This window comes from Pseudomonas sp. 300 (genome assembly GCF_055803035.1).
The window spans coordinates 1,428,997-1,448,216 of record NZ_JAVLRV010000002.1 but is presented as its reverse complement, the minus strand read 5'-3'; the positions used below and the strand labels follow the sequence as shown (position 1 = coordinate 1,448,216).

The following is a 19,220-nucleotide window of genomic DNA, read 5'->3' as shown; positions in this document are numbered from 1 at the left end:
CATCATGAAAACTGCAACGCTCGCCACCCGCCGCTGGTGGTACATCATGCCCATCGTGTTCATCACCTACAGTCTGGCGTACCTGGACCGCGCCAACTACGGCTTCGCCGCGGCCTCCGGAATGGCCGCCGACCTGATGATCACACCGGGTCTGTCATCGATGCTCGGTGCACTGTTCTTCCTCGGTTACTTTTTCTTCCAGGTGCCCGGCGCGATCTACGCGCAAAAGCACAGCGTAAAGAAACTGATTTTCGTCAGCCTGATCCTCTGGGGCGGCCTGGCGACGCTGACCGGGATTGTCTCCAACGCCTACTGGCTGATCGTCATTCGCTTCATGCTGGGTGTGGTCGAAGCGGCGGTGATGCCGGCGATGCTGATCTATCTGTGCCACTGGTTCACCCGTGCCGAACGCTCGCGCGCCAACACCTTCCTGATCCTCGGCAACCCGGTGACCATGCTCTGGATGTCGGTGGTGTCCGGGTATCTGGTGCAGCATTACAGCTGGCGCTGGATGTTCATCATCGAAGGCTTGCCGGCGGTGCTCTGGGCGTTTATCTGGTGGCGTCTGGCGGATGATCGTCCGGCCCAGGCCAAGTGGCTCAGCGATCAGGAAAAGCATGATCTGGAAAGCGCCCTCGCCGCGGAACAAGTGGGCATCAAGGCGGTAAAGAACTACGCCGAAGCCTTCCGCTCGCCGAAAGTGATCATCCTGGCCTTGCAGTTTTTCTGCTGGAGCATCGGCGTCTACGGGTTCGTATTGTGGCTGCCATCGATCCTCAAGGCCGGTGCACAAATGGACATGATCGAAGCCGGCTGGCTGTCGGCGCTGCCGTATCTGGCGGCGGTGATCGGCATGCTGCTGGTGTCTTGGGGTTCGGACAAACTGCAAAAACGTAAACGCTTTGTCTGGCCGCCGCTGTTGATCGCCTCGATTGCGTTCTACGGATCGTACGCGCTGGGCGCTGAACATTTCTGGTGGTCGTACACCCTGCTGGTGATTGCCGGCGCTTGCATGTACGCACCTTACGGGCCGTTCTTCGCGATCATTCCGGAAATCCTTCCGGCCAACGTCGCCGGTGGCGCCATGGCGTTGATCAACAGCATGGGCGCGCTCGGTTCGTTTGGCGGTTCCTATCTGGTCGGTTACCTGAACAGCTCCACCGGTTCGCCGGGCGCGTCGTACCTGTTGATGAGCGGCGCGTTGATGCTCTCGGTGGTACTGACGATTTGCCTCAAGCCCGGCGCCAGCGACCGGGAGCGGCCCACGGTTGCTTTGACGCGCGCTGCCACACCTTCCTGATTGAGATGAAGACCATGAAAAAACAGGTTGTTCTGTACAAGAAACTCTCTCCGTTGCTGATGGCTCGCCTGCATGAGCAGACCGAAGTGACGCTGATCGACAACCTCGACGCCGACGGCCTGGCGCAACTGCGCGAGGCCCTGCCCCGCGCTCACGGTTTGCTCGGCGCCAGTCTGAAACTGGACGCGGGTCTACTGGATCTGGCGCCGAATCTGCAGGCTATCGCCAGCGTCTCGGTGGGCGTCGACAACTACGACATCGACTATCTGACCGAGCGGCGAATCCTGCTCAGCAACACCCCGGACGTGCTCACCGAAACCACCGCCGACACCGGTTTTGCGCTGATCCTCGCGTCCTCCCGACGCGTGGTGGAGCTGGCGAACATGGTTCGCGCCGGCCTGTGGAACCGCAACATCGGCCCCGCGCAGTTCGGCAGCGATGTGCACGGCAAAACCCTGGGCATCATCGGCATGGGGCGGATCGGCGAAGCGTTGGCCCAGCGCGGACATTTCGGTTTTGGCATGCCGGTGATCTATCACAGCCACTCGCCGAAACCGGCGGTGGAGCAGCGCTTCAATGCGCAGTACCGCAGCCTGCCGGAGCTGTTGCAGCAGGCCGATTTCGTCTGTCTGACGTTGCCGCTGACCGCCGAAACCGAGGGATTGATCGGCGCAGAACAGTTTGCGCTGATGCGTGCGGAAACCATCTTCATCAATATTTCACGGGGCAAAGTGGTGGACGAAGCCGCCCTGATCGAGGCATTGCGCTCAGGGCAGATTCGCGCGGCGGGACTGGACGTGTTCGAGCGTGAGCCGTTGAATCCTGACTCACCGCTGTTGCAGCTGAACAACGTGGTGGCGACACCGCACATTGGCTCGGCGACTCATGAAACCCGCGAAGCGATGGCGACGTGTGCGGTGGACAATCTGCTGGCGGCGCTGGCGGGTGAGCGACCGAAGAATCTGGTGAATGTGCGGGCGTGGAAAAGCTGAGAATTGAGTCGCCCGTCAGTCATCGCGGGCAAGTCAGCTCCCACAAGGATCAGGGTCGAACACTACGTTTGTGAGCGACTCATCACCCTGTGGGAACGGGCTTGCCCGCGATGGGACCGGCATTGACAACTCAAATCCCTCAGGCCCGCCGTACCTCCAACAGATCCGTCGCACACAACGCAATCCGCCGACACGCGTCCGCCAGTTTCTGCTGATCCACCACCAGCCCGATGCGGATATGCCCCGCCGCGCTCGGCCCGAACGCTTCGCCGGCCAGCACCGACACGCCATACCCCTCCAGCAGCCGCTCGGCAAAGCGCTGGGCGCATACCCCGGTCTGGCGCACGTCGACCATCACAAACATTCCGCCATCGGGCCGAACCGCCCGCAGCCCCGCGCTGGCATTGAGGCTCGCGCACACCAGGTCGCGACGCTGACGGTATTCGTCGCGCATCATCGCCACTTCCGGCAGATTGCCATCCAGTGCAACCTGCGCCGCTTTCTGCACAAAGTCCGGAATGCCGAACAGCATGCACAACGACAGATGTTCCAGATGGTCAATCAAGGGTTTGGGCCCGATCACCCAACCGACCCGCCAGCCGCTCATGGCGTGGGATTTGGAGAGGCTGTTGATCGTCGCGGTGCGCTCGGCCATGCCTGGCAGACTGGCCGGGCTGATGTGCTCGCCCTCGTACAACAGTTCGCTGTAAACCTCGTCACTGATCAACCACAGGTTGTACCGGATACACAGCGAGGCCAGTTCCTGCCAGATCATCAGCGGCAAACTGGCGCCGGAAGGATTGTTTGGACTGTTAAGCAGAATAGCGCGGGTTTTCGGCGTGATCAGCGCCGCGACATCCGCCGGATCGACGCGAAAACCGTTCTCCGGACGCACCGCCACCGGCACCACTTTCGCCCCGCAGGCACCGAATACGCCTTCATAGGTCACGTACATCGGTTCGGCGACGATCACTTCATCGCCCGGATCGAGCAGGCATTGCACTACCGAATACACCGCGCACTGGGCGCCGGGCATCACGATTACCTCATCGACATCCACCGTCTGCCCACTACGCCGCCGATAACGGCTGACGATGCTGTCGCGCAACTCACGACTCCCACGTACTGCTGCGTAATGAGTATCGCCGGCCAACAGGCTGTCGATGCACGCCTGAACGATGGGTCGCGGCGTATCGAAGTCAGGGTCGCCCACCGACAGCAGCAACACATCGACACCTTTCTCTCGTAACTCCAATGCTCGGTAATGAATCTGCCAGGCCGCAGCGCCTTCTCCTGCGATGCGTTGGGTCAAGCCTGAATAGCGCATGCATTTCTCCAGTCGCGCGAGTTCCTGACTCAACCCTATCTCAAATCACGCAACGCGCCAGCATGGCTTTTACAGCGACGGACGGACACAACCTCGCAGTTCGAGAAAAAGACGCACTCATGCACTGTTCTGCCCTGCATTTTCTGCCCGTTATGCCGTGCCCTCTAAAACAAAAAAAAACCGTCCAATCAAGAAATTAACGCTCAGTCAGCAGGACAGGAAAACATCGAGTCCCACACCGCAAACAGGCGGCGATTCCCCTGACAGACTCTTCCACCACTGCTGCTTGACGCCCTGTACCTGTAATTTGTGACAGGTTCCAAACCGGATCAATCGCGATATAAGGAAACCGTTCCCTTCGGCCCTGCTCAGGTGCCTGAAGGACGGCCGCGCGAACCACGCCTTTATGAAGTAGGAAGATTCCGCCGCGCCCACGCCGTCAATGATGATGAATGGGAGATTCAACTATGTACCGCGCCAATACCGCTGCAGATCTGTCCTCACCTGCCCAGGTCAGTTTCAAGCCTCAGGAATGCAAACAACCCAAGGCGATTTCGCTCACGGCCAGGGAAAAAGAAGTCTTGCAATGGAGCGCCGCTGGAAAGTCGTCCTGGGAAATCGCTCAGATCGTCAGTTGCACCGAGGCAGGGGTGAATTACCACTTTTGCAATATCCGCCGAAAGTTTGGCGTGAGATCGCGCTGGGTCGCGTTGGTCATGGCACTGGAACAGGGCTTGATTCAAACGCCTTGAACTGGAGCCGCCGCAGGAGTCAGCGCGTTATTGATCCTTGTTGAGACAAGTCATCAATTTGCGTCAGCCCCTCGTTCTTCATGCTGCAACCTTCCCCCGAAAATGCCTGTGGCGATACCTCCGTGTCGCACGGGCATTGATCGCTGTGATAACTCAAAACCATTAGTCGAAAACACCACCGCCATGGACAAGTAGAACTTGAGCATGGCGGCGGGTTAAAGGGGTGAGACGATACGTTGTATCAGCGGTTTTCGCGGACGCTTGCCATATCCTCCTCAGAACGACTTTTGTACTTTCCTATAGCTTTCGCATGACTTTGAAACATTGACCCCTCACCTGACGTAGAAGGTTTGAAAAGGTTGCGAGCGTCCTCATTCAAAAAAGGCTTTTTTAACCTTTCCTTCATTATCTGCCAACCGGTGCTTGGAGCTTCAAGACTGGATCCTTTCCCCTCGGAAGAGGGCGAACTGACAGGCGTTCGGGGCTGTTTCTCGGGCTCAAAACCGCGCCGGACAATGCCCTTGCTCTGATCGTCCCAAAATCCACCCTTTATATTCCCATCATTAACTCGCCCGTGCCGCGCTGGAGTTTTGACTTTACCAGCAGATACCTGAGGTTTTTTCTTTCCGGTTTTGCCGGGCGCCGCCTGCTGCGGAGGTTCGTTTTTTTGTACCGTTTTTGGCGTCCCGGATTTTTGCGAAAGGCCAAGCTTGCGGGCGAACCAAGCGAAAAATCGCAAGTTCCCCGTTGGATCAACATAGTTGATCGGGTCTTGACCGCAGTACCCATACGAATTAAAGCCCCCCTCACCAAACGGGCTCAGATCATCCGGACTCTGGAACCGCATCAAACAAGGGCTATAAGCCCGGGTTCCATTGCCCAGAAGATACCAACCGGTCAGCATTTCACATACCTCGCCGTTGTAGCCCAACGCCCCACCCATCGCCCCTTCACCGTACGGTGAAAAAGCAATGTCATGGCGCCCCGCCTGGCCTAGTTCAGACAACACACTGTTTTTGTCATCACTGGCCAGCATCAAGACTTTGGGCCATCACCTGCCTGGTGCTCGGCGAGCACGACTCCATCACCCTTCATGAATGTTCTGCTGTTGGCCCCATCTACCAGATTCGTCAGTTCACCATTCTGGTAAAAGCGCTGTTGCGTGCCATCGCCGCTATCGCTCCCGGACAACGTGTCCAACGGATCGTAGTGATAGCCGCTCGGTAGCTCGCCCGACAAGGCGCTGACCTCGATCAAACGCCCCAGAGGATCGTAAGTAAGAATCCGTCCCTGTTCATCGCTGATCAGATGGCCATCCGGGTTGTATTCAAGCTCGATAACGGGCGGATACCCAGGGGCCGAATTGGTCACTTTGGTCAATTGCGCGGGGTCAATGCCTTCGTAGGCATAGACCGCAACGTTGGTCCCACCAGGGAAGACCGTGGTCACGCGGGTCAAGTTGTCCAGCACATCGAAGCGGAACACCTGGCTGAGGATGACGTTGCCGTAAGGGTCCACCGGCGCTTGACTGCCCTCACACTGATACAACACCAGGCGCCCGCGGGGATCGTAACTATAGGATTCGTCACGCAACAACGCCGGGCCTTCACGCAACGTTCTCTGGACCAATTGATCGACTTCGTTATAGACCTGCGAAAGTGTTTGCTCGACACCATCCAGGTCGAAGGTGCGTTTGATTTCCCGGCCGAAATCATCGTATTCCAGGCTGATGGTTACATGCTGTCCGCTAGCGCTATCGCTTGTGCTGATGCTGCTCGTTTGCCCGAGGCTGTCATAGGCAAAAACCGATGATGTGGTGCCCAGTTCGGTGTGAATCAGGCGAACTGCGTCATCGTACTTATACGTCTGAACCTGATTGAGCACATCGGTATAGGCCAACAAGCGCCCCTTCAAACTGTAGTCATAGGCCATGTCATACGTTTCACCATCCTGCTGACGCTGCTCATGCTTCAACTCCCCTGTACTGAAGTATTCGCGCGACAACATAAGGCCCTGCTCTGTGCAATTGAGCAGTCGAGCACTTTTAGGATCGAACTCGTAATCAGCCGTGACACTGCCGGGCAAGCGACGCTGACGCGGCTCCTCACTGAGCTGGAACTCATACTCGTAGCGAATTTCCTGCCCGCTGGGAGTCAAGGTCATCATTGGCTGGGTTTGCCCAACTGCAAAGCTGAAGACTTGCTCGCGCCCGCCGGTAATCGATTTTTTCATACGATCAAGGCCATCGAACACCTGCTGGCCCAGCCCGACATTGTCGACGCTGATGTCGATCGGCAAATCGGCGCTGCTGTGAGGAGCATAACGGCGACGGACCGTAGCGCCACCGGGCAAAATATTGGTGGTCATGCGACCAAAGGCGTCATAGCGATATTGCGTCCGGGCTTCGAGTGCATCGATTTCCTCAACGGTTTGACCCAGTCCGTCGTAGCGGTTTGATTGCGCGCTCACAAAGCGACCGTTGGCCTCAAGACGTTCAATTCGAGCCGGTTTTTCAAACAGATTGAGGTAGGTGACGGTGATGCCGCTGGCCCTCGGTTCCAGGCCTGTGCCTTCGCGCCAGGCCCGTTGGATCGGCCCCTTCCAGTCAGCGTTGCCGATCGGATTCGTTTCCTCATACACCCTGACTCCGTCCGGGCCAATCGTGCAACGCTGCATGCCCCAGGAATCGAACTCGAAGCGACTGGTCAGACGTACTTGCTCCTCGCCCTCCCAATCCTCTTCTGTCACCTCGATCAGGTTGCCCAATACGTCGTACTGCGCCGAATACGTAGGGCGATACTCATCGGCCCGCAGGCTGCTGTCGGCATTCTGGCGTTCTTCGTAAACCGCACGATTGAGCCCGTCGACAAGTGTGCGGGTCTTTACCCCTTTGACATCGGTCACAACCTGGCTCGCTTGCTGCCCATCCATGGAAGTCAGCCAGTACTCATAGCTGCGCGTGGCGATGAACTTCGGGTTGTCCGGCGATACTGTTTCGGTCAGCACACGCTGCAGCTCGTCGTAGGTATAGAGAATTTTCACGGCAGCGTCGCCCTTGTCATCCCGGGTCAGCAGTGGCTTGCCATGAAGCAGGGAATCTTCGGAGACAATCACCTTTCGAACGTCGGTCTCCCCTTCCACATGGTCAAACCCCGTGAAGGTTTCGGTGGTCTCCAACACTGTTTCGCCTGCCAGTGCACTGTTCAGCAAACGATAGGCGTATTCCGAAACACTGGTATTGCCATTGAGGGTGACGCGCTGGCTCGATGGGCGACTGTGCAGAAACACATCGTTGGGTAGTTCGTTGTAAGTGCGAAGAGTCTGTTGCAGCTGGGTTTCGGTCGTGCCTTCGACTTGCAGCAAGGTTTCACTGGTGTTGACCAGCCAGTCCTTCAAGTCACTGTTGGCCAGCGGTTTGAGCGCTTCATAACGCAGGCGGGTACGCAGGGTCGGCGCAAGTGCGTCGCCCTCGCCCTCGCCCTCGCCATCGGGCGAAGGGAAAACCGTCGTTTCCTTCAGGCTGCGCACAAAACCGTGCGGGTCGGCCGGGCAACCGTCGGAAGCCTCTTTGGGGTAGTAGGTATAAACGGTCTTGATGCCATTCGGCTCAGTTTGCTCGGTCTGATTACCCTGCTCATCAAATGCGGTCAGAGTGATTTCCGTGCGGTATTTGGTGGAGTCGTTGTCGAGTTCCCAGCTGGTGGTGGCTTCCTTGGGCAGTTGGAACTGCGGGACTTGCTGTTCAAAGAGCCTGTCATCGGCGTAATACTGGGTAGCAACCCGTTGCACACAGTGTCCCTGGGTGGTCTTTTGTTCAATCAGCAAGTGAAAGCGATTGAACCTGTACTCAGCCTTTCGCTCGGTTCTGCCGGTACGGTCCGTCCGGGTTGAAAAGGTACCGTATTCAAAATCCGAACCGAGGTTGTACGTCGGGTCCATCCCGTCTTCCCAAATGACCGTGGCACCGGCCCCGAGGAAGTTTTTCGCGGTGTAGCTGTAATTGACCACCATTTCCGGTTGACCAAACCCCGGGTCGATCCGATGCCGCGTCACACGGGGCAAGTTAGGTCGGCTGACACCACCGGGATAGGGATGCCCGCTATCGGCATACTCAAGGGTTTCACGGCCCCCGACCGGGGTCTTGACCTCATGCAGGCAGAGAATGCCGCGAATCGGCCCGTTGCCATAACCAAAGCGCCACGAAGCTTTTTCGGCGGTGGGCAAGACGATTTCGGTGACCCAACCGCTGTTGTTCAGCTTCATTTCATAACGCGCCAGCGGAGTGCCGCCGGGGCCGCCGTATGGGCGCACGAGGATTTCGATGAGGTGGCTGTCAGGCTCGCGATTGATCAACAGCAATTCACCCTGGGCATCGCTGATCGATTGCAGGCGCTGACCGCCCATGAACGAAGCGTAGGTGAGGTTGATGCAGTGACCGGCCGGGGAATAGATACGGCTGGGCAAGGCCACCCGGTCTTTGTCGCTGCCGCCGGTGGTGAGGATTTCAATGATCCCGGACTTGTGTATCACACGGTAAGTGCCATCCAGGTAATCTTCAAAATGAAAGCTGTCGAGTTTCTTTTCCTTGATGGTCGGGTGAGTGCCGCTGCCGGTGACCTTGTAGGTTTCGCCGGTGCTCAGGGACAGGATACTGTTGTGCGGGGTGTACTGGGTCAGGTTGAGGTTCCAGCCCAGGCCCCAACCGGAGTCGAGGATATTGATCGGATTGAACACAAGGTTAAGGGGGACGGCGGGGCCGCAAAGCTGATTGCTCTCGACTTCGGGCAAGCTGATGGAAACCGTGTATTGTCCGGTGCGATCATCAACTCCGCCTTCGACAAAACTCATGAAACCGAAGGCTTGGGAATGCACAGCATTGGAAGTTGTCATGTTGGTTCTTCCTTATTTATCCAATTCATCAACATCAATTGTGTATTTTTTCAGGTAACACAAACATGCATGCATGATTCCAAGAATTACACTGTGGCCAGTGAAGCCCTTGGAATTGCATCGTTTTGCAAGGTTACTTACACAAGTTCATGAGCTAAGACTGACGTCGGAGAATAAGTCTATTACGACTATCCTCGCGTTCTTTAAGATCAAATGAGACCTGTAGTGAATGTCGATTGCCGTCCATGTCCAACAATGTCAATTTAACACCCCGATCAAGGTATTGCCTGAACAGTTTAGTCTTGTCCCCATTGGCCTCGCCGTCATACCAGTAAGGCATATCGTGGACCCGGTGCAGGCTGAACACAAACTCTCCAGCCGCCGGCGCACTGTCCGGCTCGAAAGATGCACTCAACACCTTGTTTTTCTCTCTCATCAACCCCCATAAATAGGGGTCAAAAGAAAGCACCTCAGGCCGCGGACTGTCATACCCCTCGAAGTTTGCCGGATTAAAGGCACAGCCGGTATAGCTGAAAAATGTTTCTGCAAGTAGTTCACTCTCCCACCGAATCGTCGAAATATTCTCCTGAATCGACGCCGAGACGAATTCAATAATCTTGCTATCGCCGGTAGTATAAGTTAAGCGCCAATAATCGGTAGACCAAAGATAGTAGCTGAAGTAATCCCACTCCGGGGAATCACTACCGGGGGCTTCATCATGGCCATTCGGATCCTGGGCCACACGATCACGTGTAAATTTATAGAGACTCCTGCCCTGCTCCGTGTCCGCGTCCGGCGGCGCGAATGTTTCGCCGTGTACCGTGACTTCAAAATTCTCGCCCTTCTTGTCAATCGATTTAAATATGCTGTTACCCGCACTTTTAAACTGAGCATAGAACGTACGGCTCCCCCCCACCGCCAGCTGAATGTAAAGCTCTCGGGTACGGACTCGGTTGTTTTTTGCATCAGGCGGCGCTAATGGCGAACCTTGGGTCGGGTCCGTGCGGGCATAGAGCCGGAACCGGTTTCTTTTTTTATTGGCCGCGTACTGGATACCGCTACCGTATTCAATCCCGTCCTGCGCCACATGCACAAAAGGCACTGCATTGCCCGTGGATTTGTCTACGATCTCCAAGGTCGCCAATTCGGCATCGCTGATCGGTATGTCATATTCCTGGCCTCCATACGATGTCGAACTGGTTTCAATCGTGATCCGCACCGGGATCTGCTGGAAACCATTGGCGTACGCTGTGGTTCGCCCGCCGATGGTGGAGATTGAAAATTCCTGCAACGCTGACCATTGAGGCATTGGCGCCTGTTGTTCAGTGAGCTGGATAACGCTGAAACCGGCTACCAGATCAACGCCATTCACTGAATAGGTGGATTTCACGACGCTGCACCGTGAGCGTGGCGCTTGAGGCGGAGTAAACAAGCCATTCCCATCGACACTCCCTTCGCCGAAGACTTCCCAGCGCAGCGCATCCGCAGGCGTCGTAGTGCGGAACTGAATCGGGAATGAGGCTGATACAGCGGCGACGTACGGTGGTTCAACCACTAATTGGTGGGGCCCGGCCAACAACACGATGGTGGCGTCGATCCTCTCATTGGTCAGTTTCTCACTGACGTTGATGGTCTGTACCGCCAGACTTTTGCCTGGCAGAGCCAGAGGCGGCGTATAAATCGCGTGATTGTTATCGACGACGGTAAGCACACCTTCTTCCGGTGACAGCGTGGGCCAGAGCAACTCCCCTCCGGTCAGACTGGTCACCGTCAATGGAATCGGACTGGCCCCGCTGCCGATGCCGCTGACAATTACCCGCGGCGAGACGTTCAGGCTCTCAAACGCACCGAGCACCAATGCCGAACGGGACTTCTGGCCATCCTCAGCGTAGTGGGCGGTCACAATAATCGGAAGGCGTTCCTTTCCCATCCGCGGTGTGCCCGAGGATGTGTACAAGCCATCCACAGGGTTGATCGTCCCTACCGCCAAGGGTTCGATGAGATTACTTACGGTCCATGTGGCATTGACGGCGTCGCCATTGCTCTTAAGTGCAGTGAACTGTTGCGCCTTGCCATCCTTGAGATTGATGAACGACGGCAAGATCCGCACGCTTTTGTCGGTGGCCTTGACATTGCCCAACACCAGCAGATCGAACGGCGTATGCCGACCGTTGGTACTTTCGACAAAGACGTTTTCACCGGGAAACAGCAGGTTCTTCAGCACATCCAGTTGCGTCTCTTCCAGCAGTTTCAGGTACTGCTGACTTAACACCACCGATGCCGAGTACAGATCTTTTCCTGCGGCCTGATCGTCCGGGATCAAGTAGGGAAAATCACCGCCTTCAACGGGCATATCCCCATTTCTATCATTGATTTTCAGACGGATGAACACCACCACTGCCCCCTTTCCAAAATTGGGCGACGACGGGGTTTCAGCGCCTGGGGCTTTCTGGGTACGGATGTAGAACCCTCTCGGGCTCAGGGGGTTGAACCCACTGAAATCGAACAGGCCCAGCTCGTAGGTGCGTGTGTCAACCGGCAACGCGGCCAAATGCAATTGAATGAGCGCAGCAATCTTCGCTTGTACAGCCGGCAGGTCTCCCAGGTTGCATTTCATATCAGGGTCACTGGCCAGATCGAGTGTGACGCGGCCCCGCTTGTCCACCTCGCCTTCGACCTGCCCCAGGTTGATCAGCAACTCGACCTTGTAGCCCATCTCTTCAGCGATACTGAAACTTGAAATCAACTTGGGAGCGCTAGTGGCCGAATTACTCATCGCGGTGTAACTGCCGCCGATGATGTTCATGGTCAGCGTAACAACGGATCTGTTCAATGAAGCGGAGCCAAACGACAACACCGGTTTACCCAGAAACAGATCCACCAATTCAACGGACTCCTCCCCACCACCCAACACGATGTTGCCACTGATAGGCGGGATAAAGCGTGAGTCACTCAACCACGCCAGGTACTGCTCTTCCAGCAAACGGTTGAGTTGCGCCTGACCGAAGACTGCAATGGCACCCCAGTCACGGGTTACCGAAGCGCCTTTCATTTGATTCAATAAAGTTTGCAGTGAGTTAGAAGACATAGCCGTGCTCCCGGACATTCATAAAATATCAACTTACTTCCCATCCAGACTCAGCATTCGAATGGCTTCCGGTACACTAAACAGTGGTATCGGGAGAATCTTGAAACCATAAAAAGCCCCCATCCCCGGAACTATCTCAGGAAGTTTCACGGTAATAATTGAGAACTTGTCAGTTCCTGCCGGATCTATTTCAAAAACACCGGATTTTTCATCCACTCGCCCCGAACCCGCCAGGACTTGCCAGGTCAAGTCAAGCACGCCAGGCTCGATAGGACGACCATCCGGGGTCAGTACAACGAGTTGAACGCTGTTCTCCGAAAAACTGGCGGCTTTCAAAATATCCACGGCGAAATATGGTTTCCCGTGAATCACCAGAACTGTCGAATACTCGGTTGTTCTTGTTCTAGGGTTGGTCACTTCAATCGTGTCGATACTAAAACCCGTACCCGGTTTAAACTCGCCAGGGAAATAGGTATGGTCCCCCCCCGGTTTTTCGCTGGGCACGACCCTGGCATCCGAAGCGGGATCGACGGACCAGTCCAGCGGTCCACCGTCCAGGCTACCGGCCGATAGTTCATTCCCCATGGAATCTCCGGCCGTAGCGATTTGAACCAGTGGGTTGATGGTTATGCCCCGTCGCAACACCGAGACCAGCGCGGAACTGCTGTGGGTGCCATCCGTTGCGGTCACTTTGAGGCGTGTGTGATCACCCACGAGCTGGTCAGAGGTCGGTGCCTTGTATAGCCCAGTGGTAGCATCAATGGAGCCGGGGTTTCCGCTGCTACCGGGAATGTTCTCGACCTTCCAGGTCACATCGTTGCGCAAGGGTACGGTTGCAAACTTGAATTCTTCGCTGTGGCCGATCACGTGTTCCAGACGATTGAGGGTAAAGGCGGTCAAGGTTGGGCCCACGTGGCCGAACAGGACCATGTCTGTTGGGATATGTACGTTGTCGAGTTGCACCGTATTGTCACCGCGGAACAGCAGGCTGTTAAGCGTGAAGGTGTTGATTCGGGGCAATACAGTCATGAATCGATCATAGGCTGCGTGAATGGCAGTTCGTAGCCACTCTTCAAGCTTCGGTAGTGCCAGATTAATCGCACTATTTATTGCCGGAATATCTTCAAATGTTCCAGCGGAGACAGCAAACATTTCTGTAATTGGTGGTTGAATGGGGCGTGGTACAAATTTCACATCCCCGTTCTCAATAACCAAGTCAAGGGGGAAGTGGGTATTCCACGTAAACGTAATCGTACCGGGAATCCAAACTTCTTTACCTTGCAACCTGAGACAAACCGCACTCTGATACGAATAGCCTGCTGCCACCAAACTACAAGTTTTTGTTACCCAACCTGGGTCTGTCGACAGCATATAACCAGGAAGTAGGAACGAAAAAACATTAAGGAGGTGCTCATGGGGATTTTTTATAAATTCTATATGCAAAAAATCTATTTTAAGATCAAAACCCGGCGTAACAATTAGATCGCCATCTTCAACCAACGCGCCTTCTCTTGCACGAATCCCGTAAAAACCTCCATCCTGCTCAATAGGCGTATACTTAAATTCGATATTGCTCTGGTTCATGAGCCGCATACCAGCGACGATTATCTTTTCCTTGATGATTTCATGACTTAACAACACCGTCGCCGAATACCCATCCGCCAACAAATACCTCAAATCCTTGTTAGTTGCCGGCAGATCGCCATTTGTCCCACCCTCCATGGTGACAAACAACAGCACTGCCCCTTCAGTGTCATTCTCATCCGCCTGAAGTCGAGCACCCGAGCCTTTTTTATTGTGGGTACGAACAATGAACTCCTTCGGCTTTAAAAACTGATCCGGCTCAAATTTCAGTTGATTGAGTACGAAGGTTGTCTGCTTTTCCGGCAATACACTGAAAAGTTGTTTGATACGTTCCCCCGCCACCCTTTGTAAGTGCGGAGTATCAACGTAGGTCAATTTATAATCCACGCCCTGGTCAATCTTTATCTCCACTTGCCCAGCGGAGGACACCACCCCATTATTCACCGCCAAGTCGATCTCAGCCGACAACTTAGGTCCATCCAGAGCATCCTCCAGCGCAATCCTGGCAATACTCCAGGTAAGATCACCAGCAACTTTTGAAAATGTAAGATGTGTACCTCCAACCACTTTAATATCCAACTGTGCCTTTGAGTTTTGCAGACTGGCGTTCTGAAACGACAAACGTGGACTGTCAAACACATAGTCGACGATGTATTCTTTTTGCGTTGGAGTCGAATTATCAAGGATCTCTTCAGTAATTGGCGCCAGATAATCATCCGTACTAAACCGACCGATATACTCCTGCAGCAGGACCGTATTGGTTTTGGCACGATCAAAAGCAAGTACTGAGTCCCATTTTTTGGTCCTCGGCTCAACTCTTAACCATTCAAGCATTTCTTCGACTGATTTATTTTCCATGATGGCACCCGCTATTGATTAAAAATATTTAATACGCTCGGATTATCAACTTGTCAGCGTGAGACGAAAATCGTTAAAGGGCGTAAGCGTCTCCCCATTGTCGAAACTCACCCATGCCCTAATCGTGAACTGCTCATTGAGCTTGAGAGATTTCAAATAATTAAGAGAGAGCTTTGCTTCTATTTTCCGCTTGTAAAATTCGTCGCTTGTCACTGGGATTTTATCGCGCGCCGTTATGGAAACCGGGGCTGAGCCATGACTGATCCCTGTGGCTTGAATCGTCAGTTGTTGGCCAATCGCGATAAATGGCCACGACGCAATAGTCAAGTCGGCACCGGTCTGTGGGACACTGGACAGCCGCAGCGTTACATTGCCCACGGCCTGGGTACATTGCACATTGGGATATTGCGAGCGAGGCAAAGGCTCGATGCGCAGGTGGAATGCAGTTGATCTATCGCCAGGCGGTGTAACGGTGTAACTCACCGGAAAACGTGCGCTTTCCTCTTTTGACATGTTGGCTGCGATCAAGTCAGGCGGAACATGAAAACGCCGGCCCGTGCCCCCCACAGGCACCGAAATGCTGCCACGCCCGCCATTGGGGTTGCCCTCCCAATGCACCTCTACGTGACTTGTGCCGATTTCTGCATCCTGCGGTATGGTCACGTAGGCGCCACTGGTGTTGGCCTGCAAATCCCCTCGGTTCTCCCCGACCGGAGTTACGTTTTCCACCGGCGGCGGCGGCAGATACAACGGTTTGCTGATCTCCAGTTGCCTGGGTTCGCCAGACTCCGCGTGCCCTGCCCGTGCGTATTGATAACTCACCGTCACGCGCGCACCGGCGTTGGCAGTCAGCCATCGCGGTTCGATAGTGAATTCGATATCACCGTTGTCGAGGGTCGAATGATCGACACGTAGTGCCTTGGTCACGCTTTTTGCCGATTCGCTACCTGCCCAGTACACCAGCACCCAGTCGCCTTCCTGAATGCCCGTATCAACAGTTTTGATCTGCAGCACCAAGCCATCGGGATAGCGTCCCGGGCTCACAGGCCCGCCGGTGTAATCTTTGATCGCCAGTTCCGGCAATAGCGCTGAAACCGGTTTGACTATGTCGATTGTCTGCCGCTCGGATTCATCTGGCAGCCCAGTGCCGGCGTACTCAATGCGATAGCTGATGATGGCGTGTTCGCCTGGAATGCTGATGATCTCAATCAGAGGCACAACGAACTTCAGGGGCTGTCCAATGTGTTCGGCTTTCAGCTCAAGAACCTCGCGGTGCGCAGTTTCGGGCGTACCTTGAAAGTACCCTTGCCAGGTGAAAGCCACTTTGTCGCCGACTGCCATATCCTGATAAGGCGGCACAATGGCGATGGCCCCGGCTTGACCGATGGCAGCGGGATCCAGCTTGAGCGTATGGGACTCCTTGACCTGGACGACCGGAAAGTCACTGGATCTATCCAGCTGATCCAGGTCATTAACATCGGTCATAGAAGGGTCGGCAGTAACCGGCGGAGGATTAACATAGTCCATAGCGTGATTCCCGAAAGTTAAAATGCAACGAAGCATTTGAACTCACCCTATCTCGCTACTTGCACAATGACCACTATCAGAACTGCTAGGTTGCAAAACGCTGAAATTCTTCTAGATTAGCGCGCCCGCCTAACTGCCTGTCCCGACGAAACCGGCATCTGCCTGCTATAACCCATTGAATAAAAAGCCTATGCACTTGACCGTATCTCTGAGCGAAATTTCATGTTTTGCGCAATACCGCTGGGCAATACTATCAGAACTGCTAGGTTCACAAAGTCCGAGCACCTGATAACGTAGGACTACCTGGTTTGACACTCAGCCCCATTACCACTCAGAGGTTTATCTTCATGAATCACATAAAATCGGCAGTTTGCGGGCTATTACTTGCGATTCCGATCGCATACTCAAATGCGGCCGTAGCGGGCGCCATTCTCCTCGCGGCAGAAGATGGCTCAACATGTACCGTCCCTCTTCCAGTACTGCCGAATACTTATGTTCGGTACAACCTCAGAAGAGACGGCAGCCCCTGCAGATCCTTCAATGACAAAGCCCGTACTATTACTTTCCTTGAAGTACCCTCCGCCACAGAGGTCTCGTTCAGCGATCATGAAGGTTACCCCAATAACAATGACGATAGGTACAGCGGGATTTGCGGAGCTGAAGGTAATTTTTTAATATATCTTACAACAACAAAAAGACAAACCACCACACGCAACATTGAACTTGACCACCTTGCCACCTATGCAGTTGGTCAGATAATAGCACCGGGACTGCAAATGAAATATCGCAAAATCACTTCTCACTTAAGAAATAGCCTGTCGTGCATAAGCATTAGAATCTCAGAGGCACCACCACTTCCAGCACCATAATCTCGAAAAAACAATTTTTGTAAATAGTCGTCGCCCCCCAAACCTTTGGTTTCATTAGTGCCATGGAAGGGGTGTCAACCATCGCACGGGACAATATACCCAAATCATCGATATCCCCGAAATCAACAGCAACTAACTTTACGTTCAGTCCGATCAATACCATTGACTCCGGTTGAGACCTGGGAGGGAACCTCAACCTGACCCAGTACACCTGGCGCATTTGAGTTTGATGGACGGCGGTTTTCTACTGGCGGCGCCGGAGGGATAGCGTCCCGGGCTCACCGGGCCGCCGATGTAGTCTTTGATCAAAAGTTCCGGCAACAGCGCTGAAACCGGTTTGACTATGTCGATCGTCTGCCTCTCGGATTCATCTGGCTGCCCAGTGCCGGGGGACTCGTTGCGATAGCTGATGATGGCGTTTCCGCCTGTAATGCCGATGACCTCAATCTGAGGCACAACGATCTTCAATGACCACTATCAGAACTGCTAGGTTGCAAAACGCTGAAATTCTTCTACCTTAGCGCGCCCGCCTAACTGCCTGTTCCGACGAAACCGGCATCTGCCTGCTATAACCCATTGAATAACAAGCCTATGCACTTGACCGTATCTCTGAGCGCAATTTCGTGTTTTGCGCAATACCGCTGGGCAATACTATCAGAACTGCTAGGTTCACAAAGTCCGAGCACCTGATAACGTAAGACTACCTGGTTTGACACTCAGCCCCGTTACCACTCAGAGATTTATCTTCATGAATCACATAAAATCGGCAGTTTGCGGGCTATTACTTGCGATTCCAATTGCATACTCAAATGCGGCCGTAACGGGCACAGTTATCCTCGCCAAAGAAGATGGCTCAATATGCACTCTACCCCTTCCTGCACTGCCGAATACGTATATCCGCTACAACTTTAGGAGAGTAGACTCACCCTGTAGCCACTTCAATGACAATGTCCGGCCCATTACATTCCTCGACGCTCCCTCAGCCACGGACGTTGTCTTGACAAATTATGAAGGCACTCCCAAAAACGGTGACACAAACGGAGCCTACTCTCAAGGCCCTGGCGATTTCATCGTCACACTTAAAACAACAAGACTAAAAACCACCACAGAAGTTATTCAACTTGACCATCTACCTAGCTACAAACCTGAACAGATGATCAAGCCTGGCCTGCAAATGAAATCAATCGAATTCAAGTCGCATCTCAGGGACAAACTTTCATGCTTGAGTATTAAAATATCAGGCGCCCCACCCACGACGCCATAACTTCGAAAAAATCCTGAATTGTTATAAATGGTTCCTCCCCATGAGACACATAACATGACTAATTCGAGCGCTGTGAACTCCCAAGCCTTTGGCTTCATGAGTGCCATAACAGGCGGTGTCAACCATCGTACCGGGCAATACACCCAAACCATCGATATTCCCGAATTCAACAGCAACCAACTGTGCGGTCCCTCAATCCCCCTCAAGTTGACGTTCAATCCGATCAATACGATCATCGACTCCGGTTGGGGCCTGGGCTGGAACCTCAACCTGACCCAGTTCACCCCGCACAACAGCATCCTGTCCCTGAGCACCGGCGAAACCTACAAGGTCACCGGCAGCGGTACTCACCCCACCATCAAGGAAAAGAAACTCGACAGTTTCCATTTTGAAGACAACCTGGATGGCACTTACCGTGTGATACACAAGTCCGGGATCATTGAAATCCTGACCACCGGCGGCAGCGACAAAGACCGGGTGGCCTTGCCCAGCCGCATCTATTCCCCGGCCGGTCACAGCATCAACCTCACCTACGCTTCGTTCATGGGCGGCCAGCGCCTGCAATCGATCAGCGATGCCCAGGGTGAATTGCTGCAGATCAACCGTGACAGTAATCGCTACTTCATCGAAATCCTCGTGCGCCCATATGGCGGCCCCGGCGGCACTCCGCTTGCGCGTTATGAAATGAAGCTGAACAACAGCGGCTGGGTCACCGAAATCGTCTTGCCCACCGCCGAAAAAGCTTCGTGGCGCTTTGGTTATGGCAACG

Annotated in this window: 9 protein-coding genes and 1 pseudogene; 4 read left to right on the top strand and 6 right to left on the bottom strand. The window is 54.4% G+C overall.

The features are described 5' to 3' along the window. Window positions 1–4 precede the first annotated feature (4 nt). Both Q7W83_RS13235 and Q7W83_RS13230 read left to right on the top strand, forming a co-directional pair. Entirely contained in the window at window positions 5–1,300 is a 1,296-nt protein-coding gene (locus Q7W83_RS13235; protein WP_150629814.1) for an MFS transporter, read from the top strand. A gap of 14 nt (window positions 1,301–1,314) precedes the next feature. Beyond that, a complete protein-coding gene (locus Q7W83_RS13230) occupies window positions 1,315–2,292 on the top strand; it encodes an NAD(P)-dependent oxidoreductase (RefSeq protein WP_150653467.1) in 978 nt (325 codons plus the stop codon). A 139-nt stretch (window positions 2,293–2,431) separates the two neighbouring features. On the opposite strand, the gene Q7W83_RS13225 is transcribed toward Q7W83_RS13230, so the two are convergent. Further along, complete coding sequence (locus tag Q7W83_RS13225; protein WP_458377372.1) at window positions 2,432–3,619, bottom strand: pyridoxal phosphate-dependent aminotransferase; 1,188 nt, start codon at window positions 3,617–3,619, stop codon at window positions 2,432–2,434. Window positions 3,620–4,086: 467 nt separating this feature from the next. Here Q7W83_RS13225 and Q7W83_RS13220 point away from each other — a divergent pair, with 467 nt between their 5' ends. Next, a complete protein-coding gene (locus Q7W83_RS13220; protein WP_150639070.1) occupies window positions 4,087–4,371 on the top strand; it encodes a helix-turn-helix transcriptional regulator in 285 nt (94 codons plus the stop codon). Between the two features lie 241 nt (window positions 4,372–4,612). Here Q7W83_RS13220 and Q7W83_RS13215 read toward each other — a convergent pair whose 3' ends face one another. The 5 genes from Q7W83_RS13215 to Q7W83_RS13195 all read right to left on the bottom strand — a co-directional run bounded on the left by Q7W83_RS13215 (window position 4,613) and on the right by Q7W83_RS13195 (window position 16,318). Beyond that, window positions 4,613–5,407 carry an RHS repeat-associated core domain-containing protein gene (locus Q7W83_RS13215; protein WP_150639071.1) on the bottom strand — a complete coding sequence of 265 codons (795 nt, stop codon included), beginning with the start codon at window positions 5,405–5,407 and terminating at the stop codon, window positions 4,613–4,615. Further along, on the bottom strand, window positions 5,407–9,261 hold the full coding sequence (locus Q7W83_RS13210) for an RHS repeat domain-containing protein (RefSeq protein WP_150639026.1): 3,855 nt from the start codon (window positions 9,259–9,261) through the stop codon (window positions 5,407–5,409). Before Q7W83_RS13210 ends, Q7W83_RS13215 begins: the two co-directional genes overlap by 1 nt. Before the next feature lie 154 nt (window positions 9,262–9,415). Continuing rightward, a complete protein-coding gene (locus tag Q7W83_RS13205; protein ID WP_150639027.1) occupies window positions 9,416–12,349 on the bottom strand; it encodes a hypothetical protein in 2,934 nt (977 codons plus the stop codon). A 33-nt stretch (window positions 12,350–12,382) separates the two neighbouring features. Then, window positions 12,383–14,791 carry a hypothetical protein gene (locus Q7W83_RS13200; protein ID WP_150639028.1) on the bottom strand — a complete coding sequence of 803 codons (2,409 nt, stop codon included), beginning with the start codon at window positions 14,789–14,791 and terminating at the stop codon, window positions 12,383–12,385. A gap of 45 nt (window positions 14,792–14,836) precedes the next feature. Continuing rightward, on the bottom strand, window positions 14,837–16,318 hold the full coding sequence (locus Q7W83_RS13195; RefSeq protein ID WP_150639029.1) for a hypothetical protein: 1,482 nt from the start codon (window positions 16,316–16,318) through the stop codon (window positions 14,837–14,839). A 2,229-nt stretch (window positions 16,319–18,547) separates the two neighbouring features. On the opposite strand from Q7W83_RS13195, the pseudogene Q7W83_RS13190 reads away from it, so the two are divergent. Further along, window positions 18,548–19,220, top strand: a pseudogene (locus tag Q7W83_RS13190) (sugar-binding protein); the annotation flags it as partial.

What these genes read in the sequence shown, in the direction of transcription:
- Q7W83_RS13235 (WP_150629814.1), top strand. Translation starts at nt 5, where the DNA reads ATGAAAACTGCAACGCTCGCCACCCGCCGCTGGTGGTACATCATGCCC.
- Q7W83_RS13230 (WP_150653467.1), top strand. Translation starts at nt 1,315, where the DNA reads ATGAAAAAACAGGTTGTTCTGTACAAGAAACTCTCTCCGTTGCTGATG.
- Q7W83_RS13225 (WP_458377372.1), bottom strand. Translation starts at nt 3,619, where the DNA reads ATGCGCTATTCAGGCTTGACCCAACGCATCGCAGGAGAAGGCGCTGCG.
- Q7W83_RS13220 (WP_150639070.1), top strand. Translation starts at nt 4,087, where the DNA reads ATGTACCGCGCCAATACCGCTGCAGATCTGTCCTCACCTGCCCAGGTC.
- Q7W83_RS13215 (WP_150639071.1), bottom strand. Translation starts at nt 5,407, where the DNA reads ATGCTGGCCAGTGATGACAAAAACAGTGTGTTGTCTGAACTAGGCCAG.
- Q7W83_RS13210 (WP_150639026.1), bottom strand. Translation starts at nt 9,261, where the DNA reads ATGACAACTTCCAATGCTGTGCATTCCCAAGCCTTCGGTTTCATGAGT.
- Q7W83_RS13205 (WP_150639027.1), bottom strand. Translation starts at nt 12,349, where the DNA reads ATGTCTTCTAACTCACTGCAAACTTTATTGAATCAAATGAAAGGCGCT.
- Q7W83_RS13200 (WP_150639028.1), bottom strand. Translation starts at nt 14,791, where the DNA reads ATGGAAAATAAATCAGTCGAAGAAATGCTTGAATGGTTAAGAGTTGAG.
- Q7W83_RS13195 (WP_150639029.1), bottom strand. Translation starts at nt 16,318, where the DNA reads ATGGACTATGTTAATCCTCCGCCGGTTACTGCCGACCCTTCTATGACC.